The organism is Komagataeibacter swingsii (assembly GCF_003207895.1).
GTDB classification, from domain to species: domain Bacteria; phylum Pseudomonadota; class Alphaproteobacteria; order Acetobacterales; family Acetobacteraceae; genus Komagataeibacter; species Komagataeibacter swingsii.
The window spans coordinates 76,096-92,250 of the sequence record NZ_NKUB01000003.1; the positions used below are offsets into that span (position 1 = coordinate 76,096).

At 63.4% G+C, this 16,155-nt stretch carries 19 protein-coding genes; 9 read left to right on the forward strand and 10 right to left on the reverse strand.

The window, feature by feature from the left end:
- Window positions 1–229: 229 nt before the first annotated feature.
- Window positions 230–967 (forward strand): class I SAM-dependent methyltransferase, encoded by a 738-nt coding sequence (locus CFR76_RS03760; RefSeq protein WP_110555916.1) that lies wholly within the window; start codon window positions 230–232, stop codon window positions 965–967.
- Here CFR76_RS03760 and CFR76_RS17660 read toward each other — a convergent pair whose 3' ends face one another.
- A complete protein-coding gene (locus tag CFR76_RS17660) occupies window positions 968–1,426 on the reverse strand; it encodes a hypothetical protein (RefSeq protein WP_146222632.1) in 459 nt (152 codons plus the stop codon).
- A 35-nt stretch (window positions 1,427–1,461) separates the two neighbouring features.
- Here CFR76_RS17660 and CFR76_RS03765 point away from each other — a divergent pair, with 35 nt between their 5' ends.
- Entirely contained in the window at window positions 1,462–1,677 is a 216-nt protein-coding gene (locus CFR76_RS03765; RefSeq protein WP_110555917.1) for a hypothetical protein, read from the forward strand.
- A 40-nt stretch (window positions 1,678–1,717) separates the two neighbouring features.
- On the opposite strand, the gene CFR76_RS03770 is transcribed toward CFR76_RS03765, so the two are convergent.
- Window positions 1,718–2,200: a DUF3429 domain-containing protein gene (locus CFR76_RS03770; protein ID WP_110555918.1), complete on the reverse strand. Its 483-nt coding sequence runs from the start codon at window positions 2,198–2,200 to the stop codon at window positions 1,718–1,720.
- A 137-nt stretch (window positions 2,201–2,337) separates the two neighbouring features.
- Between CFR76_RS03770 and eno the strand changes: the two genes are divergently transcribed.
- Together eno and CFR76_RS03780 are read left to right on the forward strand one after the other, a co-directional pair.
- Complete coding sequence (gene eno / locus CFR76_RS03775; RefSeq protein WP_110556067.1) at window positions 2,338–3,618, forward strand: phosphopyruvate hydratase; 1,281 nt, start codon at window positions 2,338–2,340, stop codon at window positions 3,616–3,618.
- A 62-nt stretch (window positions 3,619–3,680) separates the two neighbouring features.
- Window positions 3,681–4,010: an FtsB family cell division protein gene (locus tag CFR76_RS03780; protein ID WP_110555919.1), complete on the forward strand. Its 330-nt coding sequence runs from the start codon at window positions 3,681–3,683 to the stop codon at window positions 4,008–4,010.
- A 73-nt stretch (window positions 4,011–4,083) separates the two neighbouring features.
- Here the strand turns inward: CFR76_RS03780 and rpmG are convergent, their stop codons facing one another.
- Window positions 4,084–4,251: a 50S ribosomal protein L33 gene (gene rpmG / locus CFR76_RS03785; RefSeq protein WP_003620129.1), complete on the reverse strand. Its 168-nt coding sequence runs from the start codon at window positions 4,249–4,251 to the stop codon at window positions 4,084–4,086.
- Between the two features lie 158 nt (window positions 4,252–4,409).
- Between rpmG and CFR76_RS03790 the strand changes: the two genes are divergently transcribed.
- The gene (locus CFR76_RS03790; RefSeq protein WP_110555920.1) at window positions 4,410–5,618 is read left to right on the forward strand and encodes a molybdopterin molybdotransferase MoeA; all 1,209 of its coding nucleotides are present in this window, start codon (window positions 4,410–4,412) and stop codon (window positions 5,616–5,618) included.
- A 119-nt stretch (window positions 5,619–5,737) separates the two neighbouring features.
- The gene (gene lexA, locus CFR76_RS03795; protein WP_110555921.1) at window positions 5,738–6,409 is read left to right on the forward strand and encodes a transcriptional repressor LexA; all 672 of its coding nucleotides are present in this window, start codon (window positions 5,738–5,740) and stop codon (window positions 6,407–6,409) included.
- Window positions 6,410–6,495: 86 nt separating this feature from the next.
- Here the strand turns inward: lexA and bioD are convergent, their stop codons facing one another.
- Genes bioD through CFR76_RS03810 form a run of 3 tightly spaced genes read right to left on the reverse strand, consistent with a single transcriptional unit; the run spans window position 6,496 to window position 9,763 of the window.
- A complete protein-coding gene (bioD, locus tag CFR76_RS03800) occupies window positions 6,496–7,905 on the reverse strand; it encodes a dethiobiotin synthase (protein ID WP_110555922.1) in 1,410 nt (469 codons plus the stop codon).
- On the reverse strand, window positions 7,902–8,570 hold the full coding sequence (locus CFR76_RS03805; protein WP_110555923.1) for an alpha/beta fold hydrolase: 669 nt from the start codon (window positions 8,568–8,570) through the stop codon (window positions 7,902–7,904). Before CFR76_RS03805 ends, bioD begins: the two co-directional genes overlap by 4 nt.
- Entirely contained in the window at window positions 8,567–9,763 is a 1,197-nt protein-coding gene (locus CFR76_RS03810; RefSeq protein ID WP_110555924.1) for an aminotransferase class I/II-fold pyridoxal phosphate-dependent enzyme, read from the reverse strand. Before CFR76_RS03810 ends, CFR76_RS03805 begins: the two co-directional genes overlap by 4 nt.
- A gap of 61 nt (window positions 9,764–9,824) precedes the next feature.
- Here CFR76_RS03810 and CFR76_RS03815 point away from each other — a divergent pair, with 61 nt between their 5' ends.
- Both CFR76_RS03815 and CFR76_RS03820 read left to right on the forward strand, forming a co-directional pair.
- Window positions 9,825–11,090, forward strand: coding sequence for an adenosylmethionine--8-amino-7-oxononanoate transaminase (locus CFR76_RS03815; protein ID WP_110555925.1), 1,266 nt, complete (start codon window positions 9,825–9,827; stop codon window positions 11,088–11,090).
- 53 nt (window positions 11,091–11,143) lie between these two features.
- Window positions 11,144–11,401: a hypothetical protein gene (locus tag CFR76_RS03820; protein WP_025438605.1), complete on the forward strand. Its 258-nt coding sequence runs from the start codon at window positions 11,144–11,146 to the stop codon at window positions 11,399–11,401.
- A 175-nt stretch (window positions 11,402–11,576) separates the two neighbouring features.
- Here the strand turns inward: CFR76_RS03820 and CFR76_RS03825 are convergent, their stop codons facing one another.
- Both CFR76_RS03825 and prmC read right to left on the reverse strand, forming a co-directional pair.
- Window positions 11,577–12,131: a DUF4167 domain-containing protein gene (locus CFR76_RS03825; protein ID WP_110556068.1), complete on the reverse strand. Its 555-nt coding sequence runs from the start codon at window positions 12,129–12,131 to the stop codon at window positions 11,577–11,579.
- A 264-nt stretch (window positions 12,132–12,395) separates the two neighbouring features.
- Entirely contained in the window at window positions 12,396–13,259 is an 864-nt protein-coding gene (gene prmC, locus CFR76_RS03830; RefSeq protein WP_110555926.1) for a peptide chain release factor N(5)-glutamine methyltransferase, read from the reverse strand.
- Between the two features lie 30 nt (window positions 13,260–13,289).
- Here prmC and CFR76_RS03835 point away from each other — a divergent pair, with 30 nt between their 5' ends.
- A complete protein-coding gene (locus tag CFR76_RS03835; protein WP_110555927.1) occupies window positions 13,290–13,754 on the forward strand; it encodes a hypothetical protein in 465 nt (154 codons plus the stop codon).
- A 5-nt stretch (window positions 13,755–13,759) separates the two neighbouring features.
- Here the strand turns inward: CFR76_RS03835 and prfA are convergent, their stop codons facing one another.
- Together prfA and hisS are read right to left on the reverse strand one after the other, a co-directional pair.
- Window positions 13,760–14,821, reverse strand: a complete 1,062-nt coding sequence (prfA, locus tag CFR76_RS03840) for a peptide chain release factor 1 (protein WP_110556069.1) — start codon at window positions 14,819–14,821, stop codon at window positions 13,760–13,762.
- A gap of 2 nt (window positions 14,822–14,823) precedes the next feature.
- Entirely contained in the window at window positions 14,824–16,080 is a 1,257-nt protein-coding gene (gene hisS / locus CFR76_RS03845) for a histidine--tRNA ligase (protein ID WP_110556070.1), read from the reverse strand.
- Window positions 16,081–16,155 lie beyond the last annotated feature (75 nt).

Here is a 16,155-nt window from a genome sequence, read left to right on the forward strand (position 1 = left end):
GATCGATGGCGCGGGTTCACCGTCACGGCCAAGGGGCAAAAGGGGACTAAAAAACAGGTGATCGGACGCAGCGATGATCTGTTTTACAGCCGGAATCATCAATATGGAGCACTTTCCCACATTGTTTAACAATGCTGAGGTCCAACTTCGGGAACTTGCGTTCGATAATTTATTTGATTATAAATTCCATTAAAATAAGTTTTTTAAAAATCCCTAGGGTAATAATCGTATGTTTCATGATTTCGCAGATCTTGTAGCTTTTATGCAATCTCGATATGTCCCTGAAAAAGGCGGATATCGACGTGATGATGGCAGTATTGATATATGTCATACTGAGCTTGAATTGCTCCAGATGTGGAACTTCTTTATAAAATGCGTTAAGCCAAAAACTATTGTTGAGACTGGAGTATACTACGGTTTATCAACCTGTTTTTTAGCTGATGCCATGCAATATAATGGCATAGCTGATTCAAAAATTTATTGCGTAGATCCTTGGAAATTAGAACATTATTGGAATGGATTGGATATTGAGAAATATATAAAATATATACCAAAAACGTCACAAGACGCGGCGGATGAGATCAAGAAGCTTGAAATAGATGTTCTGTTTATTGATTCAATTCATACATATGATCAATCGAGTTGGGAATTGACGACATTTGAGCCTCATCTTCGGGAAGGTGGGTATATTATAATGCATGATAGTTTGTTCTTTGATGGTGTGGGAAGAACGGCCAAGCATCTGTACGATAGCCCCCGCTTTGAAGTCCTGACAATTGACACCCCACGTAAATATGAAACGGATAATATTCATTATCCTGTGTCGCAGGGATGTACAATTGCCCGTAAGATACGAAATGGCGCACCTATTATGCGTGATGCTGAATGGATACCACTGCCTGAAGGCCTTCCCAGAGGGCCAGATCCCTTGTTGCGTATATGGGCGAAAGAGCGTTCTGGCGCGTAATTATTGTCTTTCCCTTCCCGATCGTGTGTTCCTCAGGATGCCGGGTATGCCCATTTCGCAGCCAAAAATGCGAAAGCGCCTCTTGGCATCTTGAGGGTATGAATATTTCACCTTTGAAACGTGTGGATGTAATTCAAAGTCTACATGGGTCGTTTGATGTCGATAGACGCTCAACAGGTGGAAATGGGACCGCTGCGCCTTGGCAAGAAGACGGATCGTGGATGCAGCAGGAAAGGTAACCGTCTTTTCATCGTGGCGGTTTTCTGCATCGTACGGACCAACAGTCCATGACCGGGCCTGCCGACGTATTTCGGGCAGCGGAACCCGGTCTATTCGTGTTACGGCAACTGGATGAAATCCGGTGTTTTTAAGTGCATTTTCGCGGCCGTTCCTGACGAGGCGGACACGGAATGTGCGATGATCGACGGCACGATAGTGCGGGTCCACCGGCATGGTCATGGCGGTGGACCCGAAACCAGGCGATTGGACGCAGTGTGACCGAATGGTCAACCGGGATCATCGCCATGACCAATGCCTTGGGCAACCTGGTCCGCTTCACGCTTATTCCCGGCCGGCATTATGATACTGTCGGGGCCGCCTTCCTTCCCGAACCGGCAGATTTCAGGGCTATTCTTGCCAACAAGGCATGCGATGTTCACCGGGTCGTGGACAGCATACGCGCACAGGGCACCCGCGCGCTCACTCCCTGAAAAAGCTGCACCAGAAGCTTCTTGATGGCCTGCCGGGATATCAATGCGGTCGCATGCCCATGCAGGCGGCCAGTATGGCCAGAAAGCACAGTTCCGCCAGGCAGATGACAAACCACTGCAACGTCATGTAACCGCGCGGCATGGCGCCGCGCTGCCACGCCATGCGTTCCACCACGGCGGTGGCGGCAAACCCCACGATCAGGATCAGCAGCCCGATCAGTTCATACACCGTAGCAAAGCACAGCCCCGCCCAGCCGATGCAGGCAGGCACGCCCCCCATGGCAAGACGCAGGTTGGTCAGGCGCTGCGTGCCGCCTGCGGGGATGATATCGGGCTGTTCCAGCGCCAGCCCCCAGTGGACCGCGCCAAGGAAGGACAGCATCACCGCGCCATACCCCACGGCGGCCGTCAGCAGGCGTGGCGTATGGTCGGGGGTCAGGAACAGGATCGCGCATGTGCAGCCAACCAGTGGCAGCAGGCTTGCCAGCGCGGTGACGATGGCAAGCAGTGGCAGGCGTTTCACGGCGGGTCTTCTCCTATCTTGTCATGTTGTGCATAGCCCATCTGGCATCATGCGCGGCATCTGTTATCGTGGGGGCAGGATATGCATGCGGTCGTATGCCGTATCCCCATAATGTCAAATCTGAGGAAACAGATACCATGAGCGCCATTATCGATATCATCGCCCGCGAAATACTCGACAGCCGCGGCAATCCCACCATCGAGGTGGATGTTGAGCTGGCATCCGGCGCAAAGGGCCGGGCCGCGGTCCCCTCGGGCGCGTCCACCGGCGCGCATGAAGCTGTTGAACTGCGTGATGGCGACCCCAAACGTTATGGCGGCAAGGGCGTGCTGAAGGCCGCGAGCCATGTCGAGCATGAAATCCTTGAAGCCCTGCAGGGCGTGGAATCGACTGACCAGGTCGCCATTGACGAGGCGATGATCGACCTTGATGGCACGCCCAACAAGTCCCGCCTGGGCGCCAACGCGATTCTGGGTGTGTCGCTTGCGGTGGCCAAGGCCTCGGCCGAGGAACTGCAGACCCCGCTATACCGCTATGTCGGCGGTGTGTATGCCCGCACCCTGCCGGTGCCGATGATGAACATCATCAATGGCGGCCAGCATGCCGACAATCCCATCGACATCCAGGAATTCATGATCCAGCCCGTGGGCGCGCCCACGGTGACGGACGCGATCCGCATGGGGTCGGAAATCTTTGCCCAGCTCAAGAAAAGCCTGTCGGGTGCCGGTTACAACACCAACGTGGGTGATGAAGGCGGGTTCGCGCCCGCGCTGAAATCCGCCGATGAGGCGCTGGGCTTCATGATGCGCGCGGTCGAGGCGGCGGGATACCGCCCGGGTGACGACGTGACCTTCGCGCTGGATTGCGCCGCGACCGAGTTTTACAGGGATGGGCGGTATGAACTCAAGGGCGAGGACAAGAGCCTCGACGCCGCCGGCATGATCGCCTACCTGGCCGACCTGTCCGCACGCTTCCCCATCGTCTCCATCGAGGACGGGCTTGCGGAAGACGACTGGGAAGGCTGGGCCGAACTGACCGCCAACCTTGGCCACAAGCTGCAACTGGTGGGTGACGACCTGTTCGTGACCAATCCCGACCGCCTGCGCCGGGGCATCAAGGCGGGCGTCGCCAATTCCCTGCTGGTCAAGGTCAACCAGATCGGCACGCTGAGCGAGACGCTGGAAGCCGTGCAGATGGCGCAGCACGCAGGCTACACCGCAGTGATGAGCCACCGTTCGGGTGAGACGGAGGACAGCACGATTGCCGATCTGGCGGTGGCGACCAACTGTGGGCAGATCAAGACCGGATCGCTGTCGCGTTCGGACCGGACGGCAAAGTACAACCAGCTGATCCGTATCGAGAACGAACTGGCCACGGCGGCGCGTTACGCCGGGCGCACGATCCTGAAGAACGGGTGACATCCCATGCCGGGCGGGGTAATCCCGTTCGGCAACAGGCCATGGCGGGAAAAAGGGTTGAGATGCAGTTGGGCAAGATCATAAAGCGCGTAATGGGCGCGACCATTCCCCCTGCCCTGTTTATCGGGCTTACGGCCTATTTCGGCTGGAACGTGATGCGGGGCGAGCATGGGCTGCACAGCTATGCCGCGCAGCTTCACCTGCTGGATGAGGCCCGTTCCGCCCAGAAGGACGCCGCCGCGGAACAGGAAGTCTGGCTGCGCCGCGTGCGCGGGCTGAAGGAAGGTGCGCTGGATACCGACCTGCTGGATGAACGCGCGCGTTCCATGCAGAACCTGGCCCGGCAGGATGAAATCGTCGTCCCCTACGGCGAACACGACCACCTGTACTGATTGCCCGCCCGGCAGGCACAAAAAAACCCCGGTACGGTCACCGGGGTTTTTCTGTATCCGTTTGCGCGGAAGATTATTTGATCTTCGCTTCGCGGAAGGCCACGTGCTTGCGGGCGACGGGGTCGTATTTGCGCATTTCCATCTTGCCGGTCTGGGCGCGGGCGTTCTTCTTGGTCACGTAGAAGTAGCCGGTGTCCGCCGTGGAGACGAGTTTGATCTGGATGGTGTTGGTCTTGGCCATGATATCCTCAGCACTGCTTTGCCGCTGCTGGAACATTCAGGTACAGCAGTGGTTCAAGTGGGCGGAAAATGCGCATACACAAGGCGCAGGTCAAGCGTCTTGGCCGATATTTCTGATTAAATTCGCACATAATGGGTAAAAAAGGAGCGCAGTGCACGATGTTGAGCGTCCCGGAAGCGCGCAAACGGATTCTTGACGGGGTCTTTCCCCTGCCATCCGAGGTCGTGGCCCTGACCGATGCCTGTGGGCGCGTCAGCGCGGCCCCCGTCATCGCCCGGCTGTCCAATCCCCCGGCCGATGTCTCGTCCATGGATGGCTATGCCGTGCGCGCGGCCGACCTGTCGGCACAGGGCGCGCGGCTGACCTGCATTGGCGCAGCCCCCGCTGGCCATCCCTTTGCAGGCACGATGGGACCGGGCGAATGCGTGCGCATATTCACCGGCGCGGTCGTTCCCCCCGGCGCGGACGCCATCGTGATACAGGAAAACGCACAGGCGGAAGGCACGTCCGTCACCACCACGGCCACCCCTGCCCCCGGCAGCCATATCCGGCGCAGGGGGCAGGACTTTGTCGAAGGCCAGGAAATCATTCCCGCAGGGCGCAGGCTGTCCGCGCGGGACATCGGCCTTGCCGCCGCGGCCAACCACGCCTGGGTGCAGGTGGCGCGCCGCCCGCGCGTGGCTATCGCCGCGACGGGGGATGAACTGCTGCTGCCCGGCAGCGGGATCGGGCCGGGACAGATCGCCAATGCCAACACCCCCATGCTGGCCGCCTTGCTGCGTGCGGCAGGGGCCGAGCCGGTCATGCTGCCGGTGCTGCGTGACGACATGGCCGACCTTGCCGCGCTGGAACGCATGGTGGATGGCGTGGACATGCTGGTGACCGCAGGGGGCGCGAGTGTCGGCAGCCATGACCTTGTGCGGCGCGGACTGGAACAGGTCGGGCTGAAAACCGATTTCTGGAAGATCGCCATGCGGCCGGGGCGTCCGCTCATGCATGGGCATCTGGGCCGCCTGCCGTTCATCGGCCTGCCGGGCAACCCGGTGGCGGCGTTTGTCTGTTCGGTCGTGTTCATCCTGCCCGCGCTGCGCCGCATGGCGGGACTGGCAACCCCGGTCGTGCCGCCGGAACGCGCGATACTGGGGGCGGACGTGCCCGAAAACGACCGGCGCATGGACCATTTGCGCGCGCGCCTTGGCCATGACGCGGACGGGCGGCTGGTGGCGACCCCCTTCGCCGTACAGGATTCAGCCATGCTGCATGTACTGGCGGAAAGCGACGCCCTGATCCTGCGCGCGCCCCATGCCGCGCCTGCACGCGCGGGGGATGCGTGCGACGTGATCCGTATCGACCGCGTTATGGAATAGGGGCCGGATGCCGGTTGACGCGGCGTGGGGAACCAATGTAGAACACAGGAACAGGTTTTTGGTTTGTTCCATTACATTTCGGCTCCGGCGACCTCAGCCGCGGCAAAAGGACATGTGGCATGCTTACGAAGAAACAACATGAACTTTTGCTGTTCATCGACGGCCACCTGCGCAGGACGGGTTTCTCCCCCTCCTTCGATGAAATGAAGGACGCGCTGGGCCTGCGTTCCAAATCCGGCATCCACCGCCTGATCTCGGCGCTGGAGGAACGCGGTTTCCTCCACCGCAGGCACCATCGCGCCCGCGCGCTGGAAATCCTGCGCCTGCCTGATATCGAGGTGCCGCCCCCGCCTGCCCCGTCCGATTCGCCCGCGCCGGTCCCGGACCTGCCTTCCCCCGAAATGATGGCGGTGGTGGAAGTGCCCTTTGTGGGACGGATCGCCGCCGGCAACCCGATCGAAGCCATCACGGCGGAGACCGCCCGCATCGTCGTTCCGGGTGATATGCTGGGCAAGGCCAGCCATTACGCGCTGGAAGTCACGGGCGATTCGATGCAGGAGGCCGGGATTCTGGATGGTGACATGGTCATCATCCGCGAAGGCGCGCACGCCGCGGACGGGCAGATTGTCGTCGCCCTGATCGATGGGGAGGAAGTGACGCTGAAGCGCCTGCGCCACGAAGGCGGGGAGATCGCGCTGGTACCCGCCAACAGCCATTATGAAACCCGCGTGCTGCCTGCCGGGCGTGTCAGCGTGCAGGGCACGCTGGCGGGGCTGATCCGCCGTTACTGACAAAGGCCGCCTGCAAACCATGAAAGGTTGTTCCTGAAGCTTTCTTCAAAAAGATTCAGGAAACAGGCCCTTTCTGACACAACCCTTCAGGGTGCGTTCCCGGCCACCTGTTCCCATGTGGGCAGGCGTGCGGCCAGTTGCGTGACCGCATCCGGCCCCATGGGGGTCACGGTCGGGAATTCGGCCAGTATGCGGACCCGGCCATGACGTTCGATGGCGCTGCGGCCATGGGGTTCGGCCGGGCCGTTCAGGATCACGCCCGCGACATGCAGCCCACGCGCCCGCAATGCCGCAAGGCTGAGCAGCGTATGGTTGATCGTGCCAAGCTGGCTGCGCGCCACCAGCACCACCGGCAGGGCCAGCCGGGCCATGAGGTCGATCATAAGGTAATGTTCGGCAATCGGCACGAACACGCCGCCCGCCCCTTCCACCACCAGTGGTCCGTCACCGGCCGTATGGCGCGGCAGGGTGATGGCGGCGGGGTCGATACGGGTATGGGCCACATGGGCCGCGTCCTCGGGCGACAGAGACGCCCCGAATGTCGCGGCTGGTGGATACAGGCGTGCCGGGTCAAGCCCCGTAAGCTGTCGCACGCCCGTGCTGTCGGATGGCGCGTCATCTGTGCCGCTCTGCAACGGTTTCCAGTAAGCCGCGTCCCATGCCTTGACCAATGTGGCGGCCGTCACCGTCTTGCCCACATCCGTATCCGTGCCGGTAACGAACACGCCCGGCCAGCGCGCGCGGCGGAACAGCCCGTAGCCGACCTGATAGGACACGCTAAACGGCCCATCCGCTCCAGCCGCCGCCAGTACGCGACGCAACTGGCCAGCCGTGGCGGGGGCATGGTCCGTGTGCGTGGCCCCGATGGCGCGCAGTTCCTGCACGAAGGCCAGCGGGGTGGCGGGGGTGTCGATGACCTCGGTCTCGTGCCACATGCCCGCGCCAGGGACGGGCCATTCGGCCTGTAGCTGCTCGATGGCGGGATAATCCGGCATGGGATACACGACCCCGGCGCGCGCATATGCATCCCGCCACTGCCGGAAGCTGCCCGCGCACAGCGTGGCCATCGCCATCTGCCCCCCCGGCGCCAGCAGGCCGGCCAGTGCGTGCAGGGTCCGCGCCCGGTCGGGGAACCACTGCATGGCCATGCTGGAACAGATCAGGTCAAACGGGCCGTCCACGTCCGGGGCGTCGGCATCCATGCGGCACAGGGACAGCCGACCATCATCCGCCATGCGCCGGGCCGTGCGCGCCAGCATGGCGGGGGCAATGTCGGTGGCGGTGATGTGGGCCTGAGGGAACTGCCGGCGCAGTTCACGGGTCAGGAAGCCGGTGCCGCAGCCGATTTCCAGAATGCGTGCCGGGGCATTGCCCGGGGTATGGCAGGCGGTAATGCGGCGGGCCAGTTCGCCTGCCACGATGCGTTGGACGCGGGCGGCCTGTTCATATCCCTGCGCCGCGCCAAAACGGGCGGCGATGCTGTCCTTGTGGGTCATGGTGCGTTCATCCGTCCGGTCATGGCCATGATGGCGTGGGCGCAGGTTGCGGCATGGGTCAGGGGCAACAGGTGGCCACCTTCAATCCACCGGGTTTTTATGCTGCCATCAGGTGGGAAACAGGCACGTGTCAGCGTGGACGGTGCAATGGGGTCGTCCGTCCCTGCAATGACATGGACCGGGCATGTGACCTGTTGCAGGTCGGTCCGGCAATCCATGTCCATCAGGGCCAGCAGTCCCTGTTCCAGCCGGTTGCGCGCGATATGGGGGGGCAGGGGCGCGTCAATCCCGGCACGCAGGCGGAAACTGTGCAGCAGCCCTTCGGGTTCGCGTATCAGGCCCGCGCGCATCCGCTCGATCACGCGCCGGGGAATGCCATGGGGAAAGTCGACAGCCGTCCCGAACCGGCTGAAACCGTTTATCAGCACCAGCCCCCGGCACAGGGGACCGTGATGGCGCAGCAGCCACAGCGCGCCCAGCGAGTGCCCTACCCCGATATAGGGTACCCGTGGCAGCGCCAGCGCGGGGTGTGGGGCGAAAAAGCCGAAATCGGTGCATGTCGTGCGCGCCGGACCAAGAATGGCGCGGGTTGCATCCCAGAATGTCGGGTCAAAGGCCCAGCCATGCACCAGCGCGATCGGGAGGGAGGATGCAGGCGCGGTCATGCATGCCTGCGGGTGGCCAGGGTGATGGCGTGGGCCAGCCGGTCAATCATGCCGTCGGTATGGGCGGCGCTCAGCGCCAGCCGTATGCGGCTGCCGTTTGGGGGCACGGTGGGCGGGCGGATGGCGGTGGCAAGGACGCCATGGGTCTCCAGCCGGGTCGCGAACGACAGCGCGTGCGCCGCCTCCCCTATCATGATCGGTATGACCTGGGTGGTGGACGGCCCTGACGACAGGCCGCAGCCATGGATCACGCTGCGGATGTGGTCAGCATTGCGGGCCAGCCGCGCCCGGGCTTCGTCCAGCGTGGGCGCCAGTTCCAGCGCCGCATCCATTGCCCCCAGCACGGCGGGCGGCGGCGCGGTGGTGAACACGAATCCCGAACAGGCGTTTGCCAGCCAGTCGCACAGTGCCCTCGATCCCGCCACATAGGCCCCGAATCCCCCCAGCGCCTTGCTGAACGTCCCCATGACCAGATCGATATCATGGCCCGCGCACAGCCCGCGTCCCTGCGGGCCGAGCACGCCGGTGGCGTGGGCCTCGTCAACATAGGTAAAGGCGCCATGCCGCCGGGCCAGCGCGCCCAGTTGCGCGATATCGGTGCGGTCGCCATCCATGCTGAACACGCTTTCGGTCACGATCACCCGCATGGCGCGCGCGTCGTTACCCGCGTGACGTTCCAGCAGGCTGTCCAGATGCCCAAGGTCGTTATGGCGGAAACGGATCTGCCGCACCCCGGCCGCCATGCAGCCCTGATGCAGGCTGGCATGGTTCAGCCGGTCGGTAAAAACCAGCGGTGGCGCGCCCTGCTCCGCCGCCAGCCGCAGCAGCGCCGCCAGCACGGATGCATTGGCCTGCCACCCGCTGGCCAGAATCATGGCCGCCTCGCACCCCTTGAATGCGGCCAGCCGTGCCTCGACCTGCATGTGGCGTGCGGTGGTCCCGGTCACAAGGCGCGATGCCCCCGCCCCGGTACCATCCTGTTGCAGCCATTGTGCTGCGCGCGCGCGCAGCGCGGGATGGTGGGACAGGCCCAGATAGTCGTTGGATGAGAAATTGACCAGTTCGCGTCCGTCACGGATAACGGTGGCCGCGCCTGCATGCCGTACGGGGCGCAGCACGCGGCGGGTGTGCGTATCCGCCATATGGTCGAGCGCGGTCTGGAAAATTGGATCAAAACGGGCCATGAAGCGCATTCTCCTGCCGGAGCGCGCAGCCCCGGTCAATCCCGCCCACGCAATATCACGGAGTGGCCACATGCATGGACCCCAATGGCTGGAACGCGGCATGAAGCATGTCTGGCTTCCCTATACCCAGATGCGGACCACCCTGCCGCCGCTTCCCGCCGTCGGCACGCACGGGCGCACCATTACGCTGGCCGATGGGTCGGAACTGGTTGATGGCATCGCATCATGGTGGACGGCGTGCCATGGCTACAACCATCCCCATATCCGCGCCGCCGTCAGCGCACAGCTTGAATGCATGCCGCATGTCATGTTCGGCGGCTTGGTCAACGAACCCGCGCTGACGCTGGCCAGTCGTCTGGCCGCCCTACTGCCGGGGGATCTGGAACGGGTGTTCTTTACCGATTCCGGTTCCGTCGCGGTCGAGGTCGCGATGAAGATGGCCATCCAGTACTGGCTGAACCGTGGCCGGACGGGCCGGACGAAGCTGCTGGCCTTCCGTGGCGGCTATCATGGCGACACGATGGCCACCATGGCCATATGCGACCCCGACGAAGGCATGCATTCCCTGTACCAGGGCGCGCTGCCCGAACACTTCATTGCCGACCTGCCCGTGGATGCGGACAGCACGCGGGCGCTGGATGACCTACTGGCGCAATCAGGCGACAGTATCGCCGCGATTATTGTCGAGCCGCTGGTACAGGGCGCGGGTGGCATGCTGTTCCATTCCCCCGACGTGCTGCGCACTCTGCGCATGCTGGCCGACCGGCATGGCGTCCTGCTGGTACTGGATGAAATATTTACCGGGTTTGGCCGCACCGGTACCATGTTCGCATGTGAACAGGCCGGGATTGTGCCCGACATCATCACGCTGTCCAAGGCCCTGACGGCGGGCACGATGGCGCTGGCCGCCACCGTGGCGCGCACGCATGTGTTCGATGCGTTCCTGTCGGATAACCCGCTGCACGCGCTCATGCACGGGCCGACCTTCATGGCCAATGCCATGGCGTGCGCCTGCGCCAATGCTTCGCTGGACCTGTTTGAGCGTGAGGACTGCCTGGAACAGGTTGCGCGTATCGGGCGGCAGATGCGTACCGAGCTGGAACCGTGCCGCAGCCTGCCCCATGTGGTGGATGTGCGCGTGTTGGGCGCAATCGGCGTGGTGGAACTGGACCACATACGGGACATGAACGCGCTGAAGGCTGCCCTGGTCGCGCAGGGGGTATGGGTGCGGCCATTCCGTAATATCGTTTATCTGACGCCGGCCTTTAACATGACCACGACCGAGCTGGGCAGGCTGACCGCAGCCATCCGGACCGTACTGGCGCAGCCCGTGTAGGAAGGACCGTATCGGCGCTAGGCCATTGGGGACGGATCTGGTATAGAAAAAACATGACTTTTTTTCAGCATCGATCCTGGCGCATGACAAATCATGACAGCAAGCGACAGATCGTGCTGAAGATCCTGTCGGACGGGAAAGCCCGCTCGGTGCGCGAAATCGGCGACCTGTTTCCCGAACTGGGTACCTACCATGCCCGGCTGGCGCTGCAGGCGTTGCGGAACCAGGGGCTGGTTACGGTGGAAGACGCCCCTGATGCCAGTGACGGACGCAAGCGCAAGGTCTGGCGCCTGGTCAACGCACGCGCCTGAAGACCGTATTTTCTGGACATTGCCCGGCTGCGCCGGCCCGCCGTTTCGTGCCGGTACGCCGTATCGGGGTGACAGGAGCGGCTGCGTCCGTCCATTCCCTGTCAGGCGGGGATTACTGAAACCGCCTGCCTGCCGGCAGGCCCCGCCCGATGGATGTGGACGGGGCTGTTCGCGTTCAGGACGGGGTGGATTCCAGTTCTTCCTTCTTGTCGACCGGCGGCTTGGCGCGGCTGTTACGGCGCGGGGCGCGGGGCGCGCGCGGCGCCGGGGCGGGCGCGGGTTCGCTGGCCACGACGGGCTGCGGGGCGGTTTCCGCCGGTTCGGCTGCCTGCTGCTGGATGACGGGCTGTTCGGTGCCGTCATCAATGGCGGTATCGGTGGGCTGGCGATTATCAGCCGGGCGCTGCTGGCGGGCGGCCATGCGGTCCTGGCGTTCCTGCTGGCTCTGCTGTGCCGCCTGCGTCATGGCGTTGAGAATGCGGAAGTAATGTTCGGCATGCTGGAAATAGGCTTCCGCCATGACGCGGTCGCCCGTGCTGCTGGCGTCACGGCCCAGTTGCAGGTATTTTTCAAACAGTTGCTGTGCCGTGCCGCGCACACGCAGGTCAGGTCCATTACTGTCGAAGACATGGTTGCGGTTCAACGGGATCTGGCCATTGTTATGGCGTACGCTTCCGCCATTGCTGCCGCCCGAACGATTGTGACGGCCTCGCATGCGTTTCATGTTCATAAGCTGTCGCAGCACTTTCCTGTTGCCGGTCGCCGGCGCTGCCCTGGACCGTGGGGCGGTCTGTCCGTCCCGTCTGTTGCCATAGTGGTTGTCCGGTGTGACGCCGGACACGGATCCCTGCATGGCGGAACCATTCCGGTTCATGACGCCAGCGTTTCTGTTTTGCAATCGGGATCACCCACGCGGAAACGGAACGGCAGATCAGCTTGCAGTTCGTGTTTCCTGCGCCCCGGCATTATATCCCGCCTGTTTCGGTCTGCCAAATTATTTTTTTACCACCAGCGTCCGCCCTATCCCCCCAAGATCAGGGCGGATTTCCAGCACCTGCAACCCGCCATCTTGCATAAGGGCGGGCACGCTGTGGTCCTGGCCCACGCCCAGTTCCAGCACCGCGATCCCGCCCGGCGCCAGCAGCCCGGGCAAAATCGCTGCCAGCGCGCGATACGCGACCAGCCCGTCCGCCCCGCCATCCAGCGCGCGCGCGGGTTCATGGCGCACGACTTCGGGCATGAGGCCATTCAGGTCGGCATGCGGGATATAGGGCGGGTTGCTCAGGACCAGGTCGAATGGCCCCGTGACGCCATCGGCCCAGTTGCAGCATAGCATGTCACAGCGTGCCGAAAGGCCGTTGCGCGCGGCGTTGCGGGCCGCGAGCCGGGCCGCATCGGGGTTGATGTCGGTGCCGGTCCCCGTGGCCTGCGGATATTCCGCCAGCACCGCCAGCAGCAGGCAGCCGGTGCCTGTACCGATATCCAGCGCGCGCAGCGGGGCGTGACGGTCCGGCATGTGGTCCAGCACGGCTTCCACCAGCGTTTCCGTATCCGCGCGCGGGATCAGGGTTGCGGGGGATACCGCCAGATCCAGCGACCAGAAACCCGTATGCCCGGTGATGTAGGCCATGGGTTCATGGTGCAGGCGGCGCTGCAGGACCTGCATGAACATGGCGTACACCGCTGGTGGCAGGGTATCGACACGCAGCAGCCCCGCCAGGTCGGTGCCCATGGCATGGGCGGCCAGCAGCCGGGCCTCGCGCTGGGGGGATTCGATGCCTGCCGCGCGCAGGCGGGTTGTGGCGTCGGACAGAAGATGGCGCAAATTTGCGGGCGTCTGTGTCATGGCATCTTTCATCACGGCTGATTTCCGGCATACTGGGGCATCATGCAACTGCCCGCTTTTTCATTGCGTCCCGTGCGGACCCTGATTGTCACCATGCTGTGCGCCAGCCTTGCGACGCCAGCGCTGGCCGGGTCGTTTGAGGTCGAGGACGGGTACGGTGACGGTGAAATATCCGAAACCTCGCGCCTGTATGTGGATGAGCAACTGGTCGCGACCTTCCGCCTTGACCATGACCATCCCAGCCAGACCGCGCATGTTGAAACGGCGGTCAGCCGCGTGAACCACAGCTACGCCCTGTGTGGCGAGATCACGATCCGCCGCCCCGGGGGCAAGGTCGAGATCCATCAGGTCAGTGGCGAAGGCGTGCTGCATGAACCCGATGGCCACCATCTTGTCGCCCTTGGCGCGCGCAATTTCACCGAATTCTACCTGGCCGACCCGGACGACCCGGATGTGGTCGAACGCCATCCCGGCCGTAGCAGCCTGTGCGCTGCGCCGACATCATAGGGCGTTCAGGTATCATCCGCGGCAAGAAGGGCGGCCTGTTCTTCCTGCGTCAGCGCATCGACGAATTCATCGAATTCCCCCGCCATGACCCGGTCGATCTTGTACAGCGTCAGCCCGATGCGGTGGTCGGTCACGCGCCCCTGCGGGAAGTTGTAGGTCCGGATGCGTTCCGACCGGTCGCCCGTGCCAACCTGCGCGCGGCGGTCGGCGGCGCGGCTTTCGTGGGCTGCGGCGCGATTGCGTTCATACAGCCGCGCGCGCAGGATCTTCATCGCCTTGGCGCGGTTCTTGTGCTGGCTTTTTTCTTCCTGCATCGCCACCACGATATTGGTGGGCAGGTGGGTGATGCGCACGGCACTTTCGGTCTTGTTGACGTGCTGCCCCCCTGCCCCTGATGCCCGGTAGACATCAATGCGCAGGTCGCCCTCGTTCACTTCCACATCCACTTCTTCCGCTTCGGGCAGGACGGCGACCGTTACGGTGGAGGTATGGATGCGGCCCTGGCTTTCGGTCGCGGGCACGCGCTGGACGCGGTGCACGCCGGATTCGTATTTCAGCCGGGCGAATACGCCGCGCCCGGTAATGCTGGCGATCCCTTCGCGCAGGCCGCCGAGTTCTGACTGGTCATATTCCAGCACCTCGAACCGCCAGCCGCGCTGGTCGGCATAGCGCTGGTACGCGCCAAACAGTTCGGCCGCGAACAGCCCGGCTTCATCCCCGCCGGCGGCGGGCCGGATTTCAAGGATGGCGCTGCGCTCATCCGCTTCGTCACGTGGCAGCATGGCCAGGCGGATATCGTGGCGCAATGCGGGGATCTGCTGGCGCAGGGCGTCCAGTTCGGCTTCCGCCAGTTCCCGCAGTTCCGGGTCGGCCAGCATCTGGGTCGCGTCGTGTTCCGCCTGTTCGGCCATGCGCAGGGCGTTCACGCGGGTTACGATCGGCTCCAGTTCCGCGTATTCGCGTGAGGCCTGGCTGAAATCAGCCCCCGACATCCCTTCCGCGAGAAGGGCCTGCAACTCTTCGCATCGGGCGACGATACGGTCCAGACGGTCGTCAAACTTTGCCACGGTCACGCCTTCTTGGGTGTTCCGGGCATAAGAAAGGTGGCCACGCCATCCATCGGCACCTCGGTCTGCTGCCCGTTGTCCAGGTCCTTGACCTGCACCACGCCGCGCGCGATCTCGTCACTGCCGATGACGATGGCATGGGTTGCGTTCATGCGGTTGGCGCGTTCCATCCGGCGCTTCATGTTGCCGCGATAGGACGTTTCCGCCCGTATCCCTGCCCCGCGCATCGCCTGCAAGACGGTAATGGCCGCGGCCTGCGCATCCGCCCCCATGGGGATGATGGCAACCGGGCGCGGCTCCGCCGGGATGTCCTCCAGCAGCATGGACAGGCGCTCGATCCCGCCAGCCCAGCCAATGGCGGGGGTCGCAGGCCCGCCCATTTCGGCCACCAGCCCGTCATAGCGGCCACCCGCCAGCACGGTGCCCTGCGCGCCCAGCCGTTCGGTCACGAATTCAAAGGCGGTATGCCCGTAATAGTCCAGCCCGCGCACGATGCGCGGGTTTTCGCGGAATTTCACGCCCATCACATCCAGCGTCCGGCGCAGGTCGTCCCAGAACGTCCGGGCGTCCGGCGTCAGGAAGTCGGCGATCATCGGTGCGTCTGCCAGCAGGGCGCGGTCCTGCGCGGCCTTGCTGTCCAGGATACGCAGCGGGTTGCGTTCCAGCCGGGCCTGGCTGTCGGCCGAAAGTTCGGCGCGGCGTTCGCTGAAATAATTGATCAGCGCGGCCCGCCACGCATCGCGGCTGGCCATGTCGCCCAGTGTATTGAGTTCAAGCACCACGTCATGCGCGATGCCCAGGGCCTGCAGCACGTCGCGGCCCATGGCGATGACTTCGGCATCGGCCAGCGGTTCGGCGGCGCCCAGCAGTTCCGCGCCGATCTGGTGGAACTGGCGGTAACGCCCCTTCTGCGGGCGTTCATAGCGGAACATCGGCCCGGCATAGAACACCTTCTGCGGCAGGGACTGCGTCAGGCCGTTGGTGACCAGCGCACGACAGATCGCGGCCGTACCCTCGGGGCGCAGGGTCAGGGATTCGCCGCCCCGGTCCTCGAACGTGTACATTTCCTTGGACACGACATCGGACGTATCGCCCAGCGAGCGTGAAAAAACCCGCGTATCCTCGAAAACCGGGGTCGCCCATTCGTCAAATCCGTACAGGCCGACAATGCGGCGGGCGGTTTCGACAACATGGGTAAAACGCCTGCGGTCCTCACCGATCAGGTCGTGGGTGCCACGAACGGGCTGTAAGCTGCTCACTACGCGATATTCCTGCATTGAACCCGGTCCATGCCCCATGGGGCCGTCCGGTTGGGCGGCGCGCCGGGTCGTGGC

What these genes read in the sequence shown, in the direction of transcription:
- CFR76_RS03790 (WP_110555920.1), top strand. Translation starts at nt 4,410, where the DNA reads ATGTTGAGCGTCCCGGAAGCGCGCAAACGGATTCTTGACGGGGTCTTT.
- rpmG (WP_003620129.1), bottom strand. Translation starts at nt 4,251, where the DNA reads ATGGCCAAGACCAACACCATCCAGATCAAACTCGTCTCCACGGCGGAC.
- CFR76_RS17660 (WP_146222632.1), bottom strand. Translation starts at nt 1,426, where the DNA reads ATGACCATGCCGGTGGACCCGCACTATCGTGCCGTCGATCATCGCACA.
- eno (WP_110556067.1), top strand. Translation starts at nt 2,338, where the DNA reads ATGAGCGCCATTATCGATATCATCGCCCGCGAAATACTCGACAGCCGC.
- CFR76_RS03805 (WP_110555923.1), bottom strand. Translation starts at nt 8,570, where the DNA reads ATGACCGCGCCTGCATCCTCCCTCCCGATCGCGCTGGTGCATGGCTGG.
- CFR76_RS03810 (WP_110555924.1), bottom strand. Translation starts at nt 9,763, where the DNA reads ATGCGCTTCATGGCCCGTTTTGATCCAATTTTCCAGACCGCGCTCGAC.
- CFR76_RS03825 (WP_110556068.1), bottom strand. Translation starts at nt 12,131, where the DNA reads ATGAACATGAAACGCATGCGAGGCCGTCACAATCGTTCGGGCGGCAGC.
- CFR76_RS03835 (WP_110555927.1), top strand. Translation starts at nt 13,290, where the DNA reads ATGCAACTGCCCGCTTTTTCATTGCGTCCCGTGCGGACCCTGATTGTC.
- prmC (WP_110555926.1), bottom strand. Translation starts at nt 13,259, where the DNA reads ATGAAAGATGCCATGACACAGACGCCCGCAAATTTGCGCCATCTTCTG.
- CFR76_RS03760 (WP_110555916.1), top strand. Translation starts at nt 230, where the DNA reads ATGTTTCATGATTTCGCAGATCTTGTAGCTTTTATGCAATCTCGATAT.
- lexA (WP_110555921.1), top strand. Translation starts at nt 5,738, where the DNA reads ATGCTTACGAAGAAACAACATGAACTTTTGCTGTTCATCGACGGCCAC.
- CFR76_RS03780 (WP_110555919.1), top strand. Translation starts at nt 3,681, where the DNA reads ATGCAGTTGGGCAAGATCATAAAGCGCGTAATGGGCGCGACCATTCCC.
- bioD (WP_110555922.1), bottom strand. Translation starts at nt 7,905, where the DNA reads ATGACCCACAAGGACAGCATCGCCGCCCGTTTTGGCGCGGCGCAGGGA.
- CFR76_RS03820 (WP_025438605.1), top strand. Translation starts at nt 11,144, where the DNA reads ATGACTTTTTTTCAGCATCGATCCTGGCGCATGACAAATCATGACAGC.
- CFR76_RS03815 (WP_110555925.1), top strand. Translation starts at nt 9,825, where the DNA reads ATGCATGGACCCCAATGGCTGGAACGCGGCATGAAGCATGTCTGGCTT.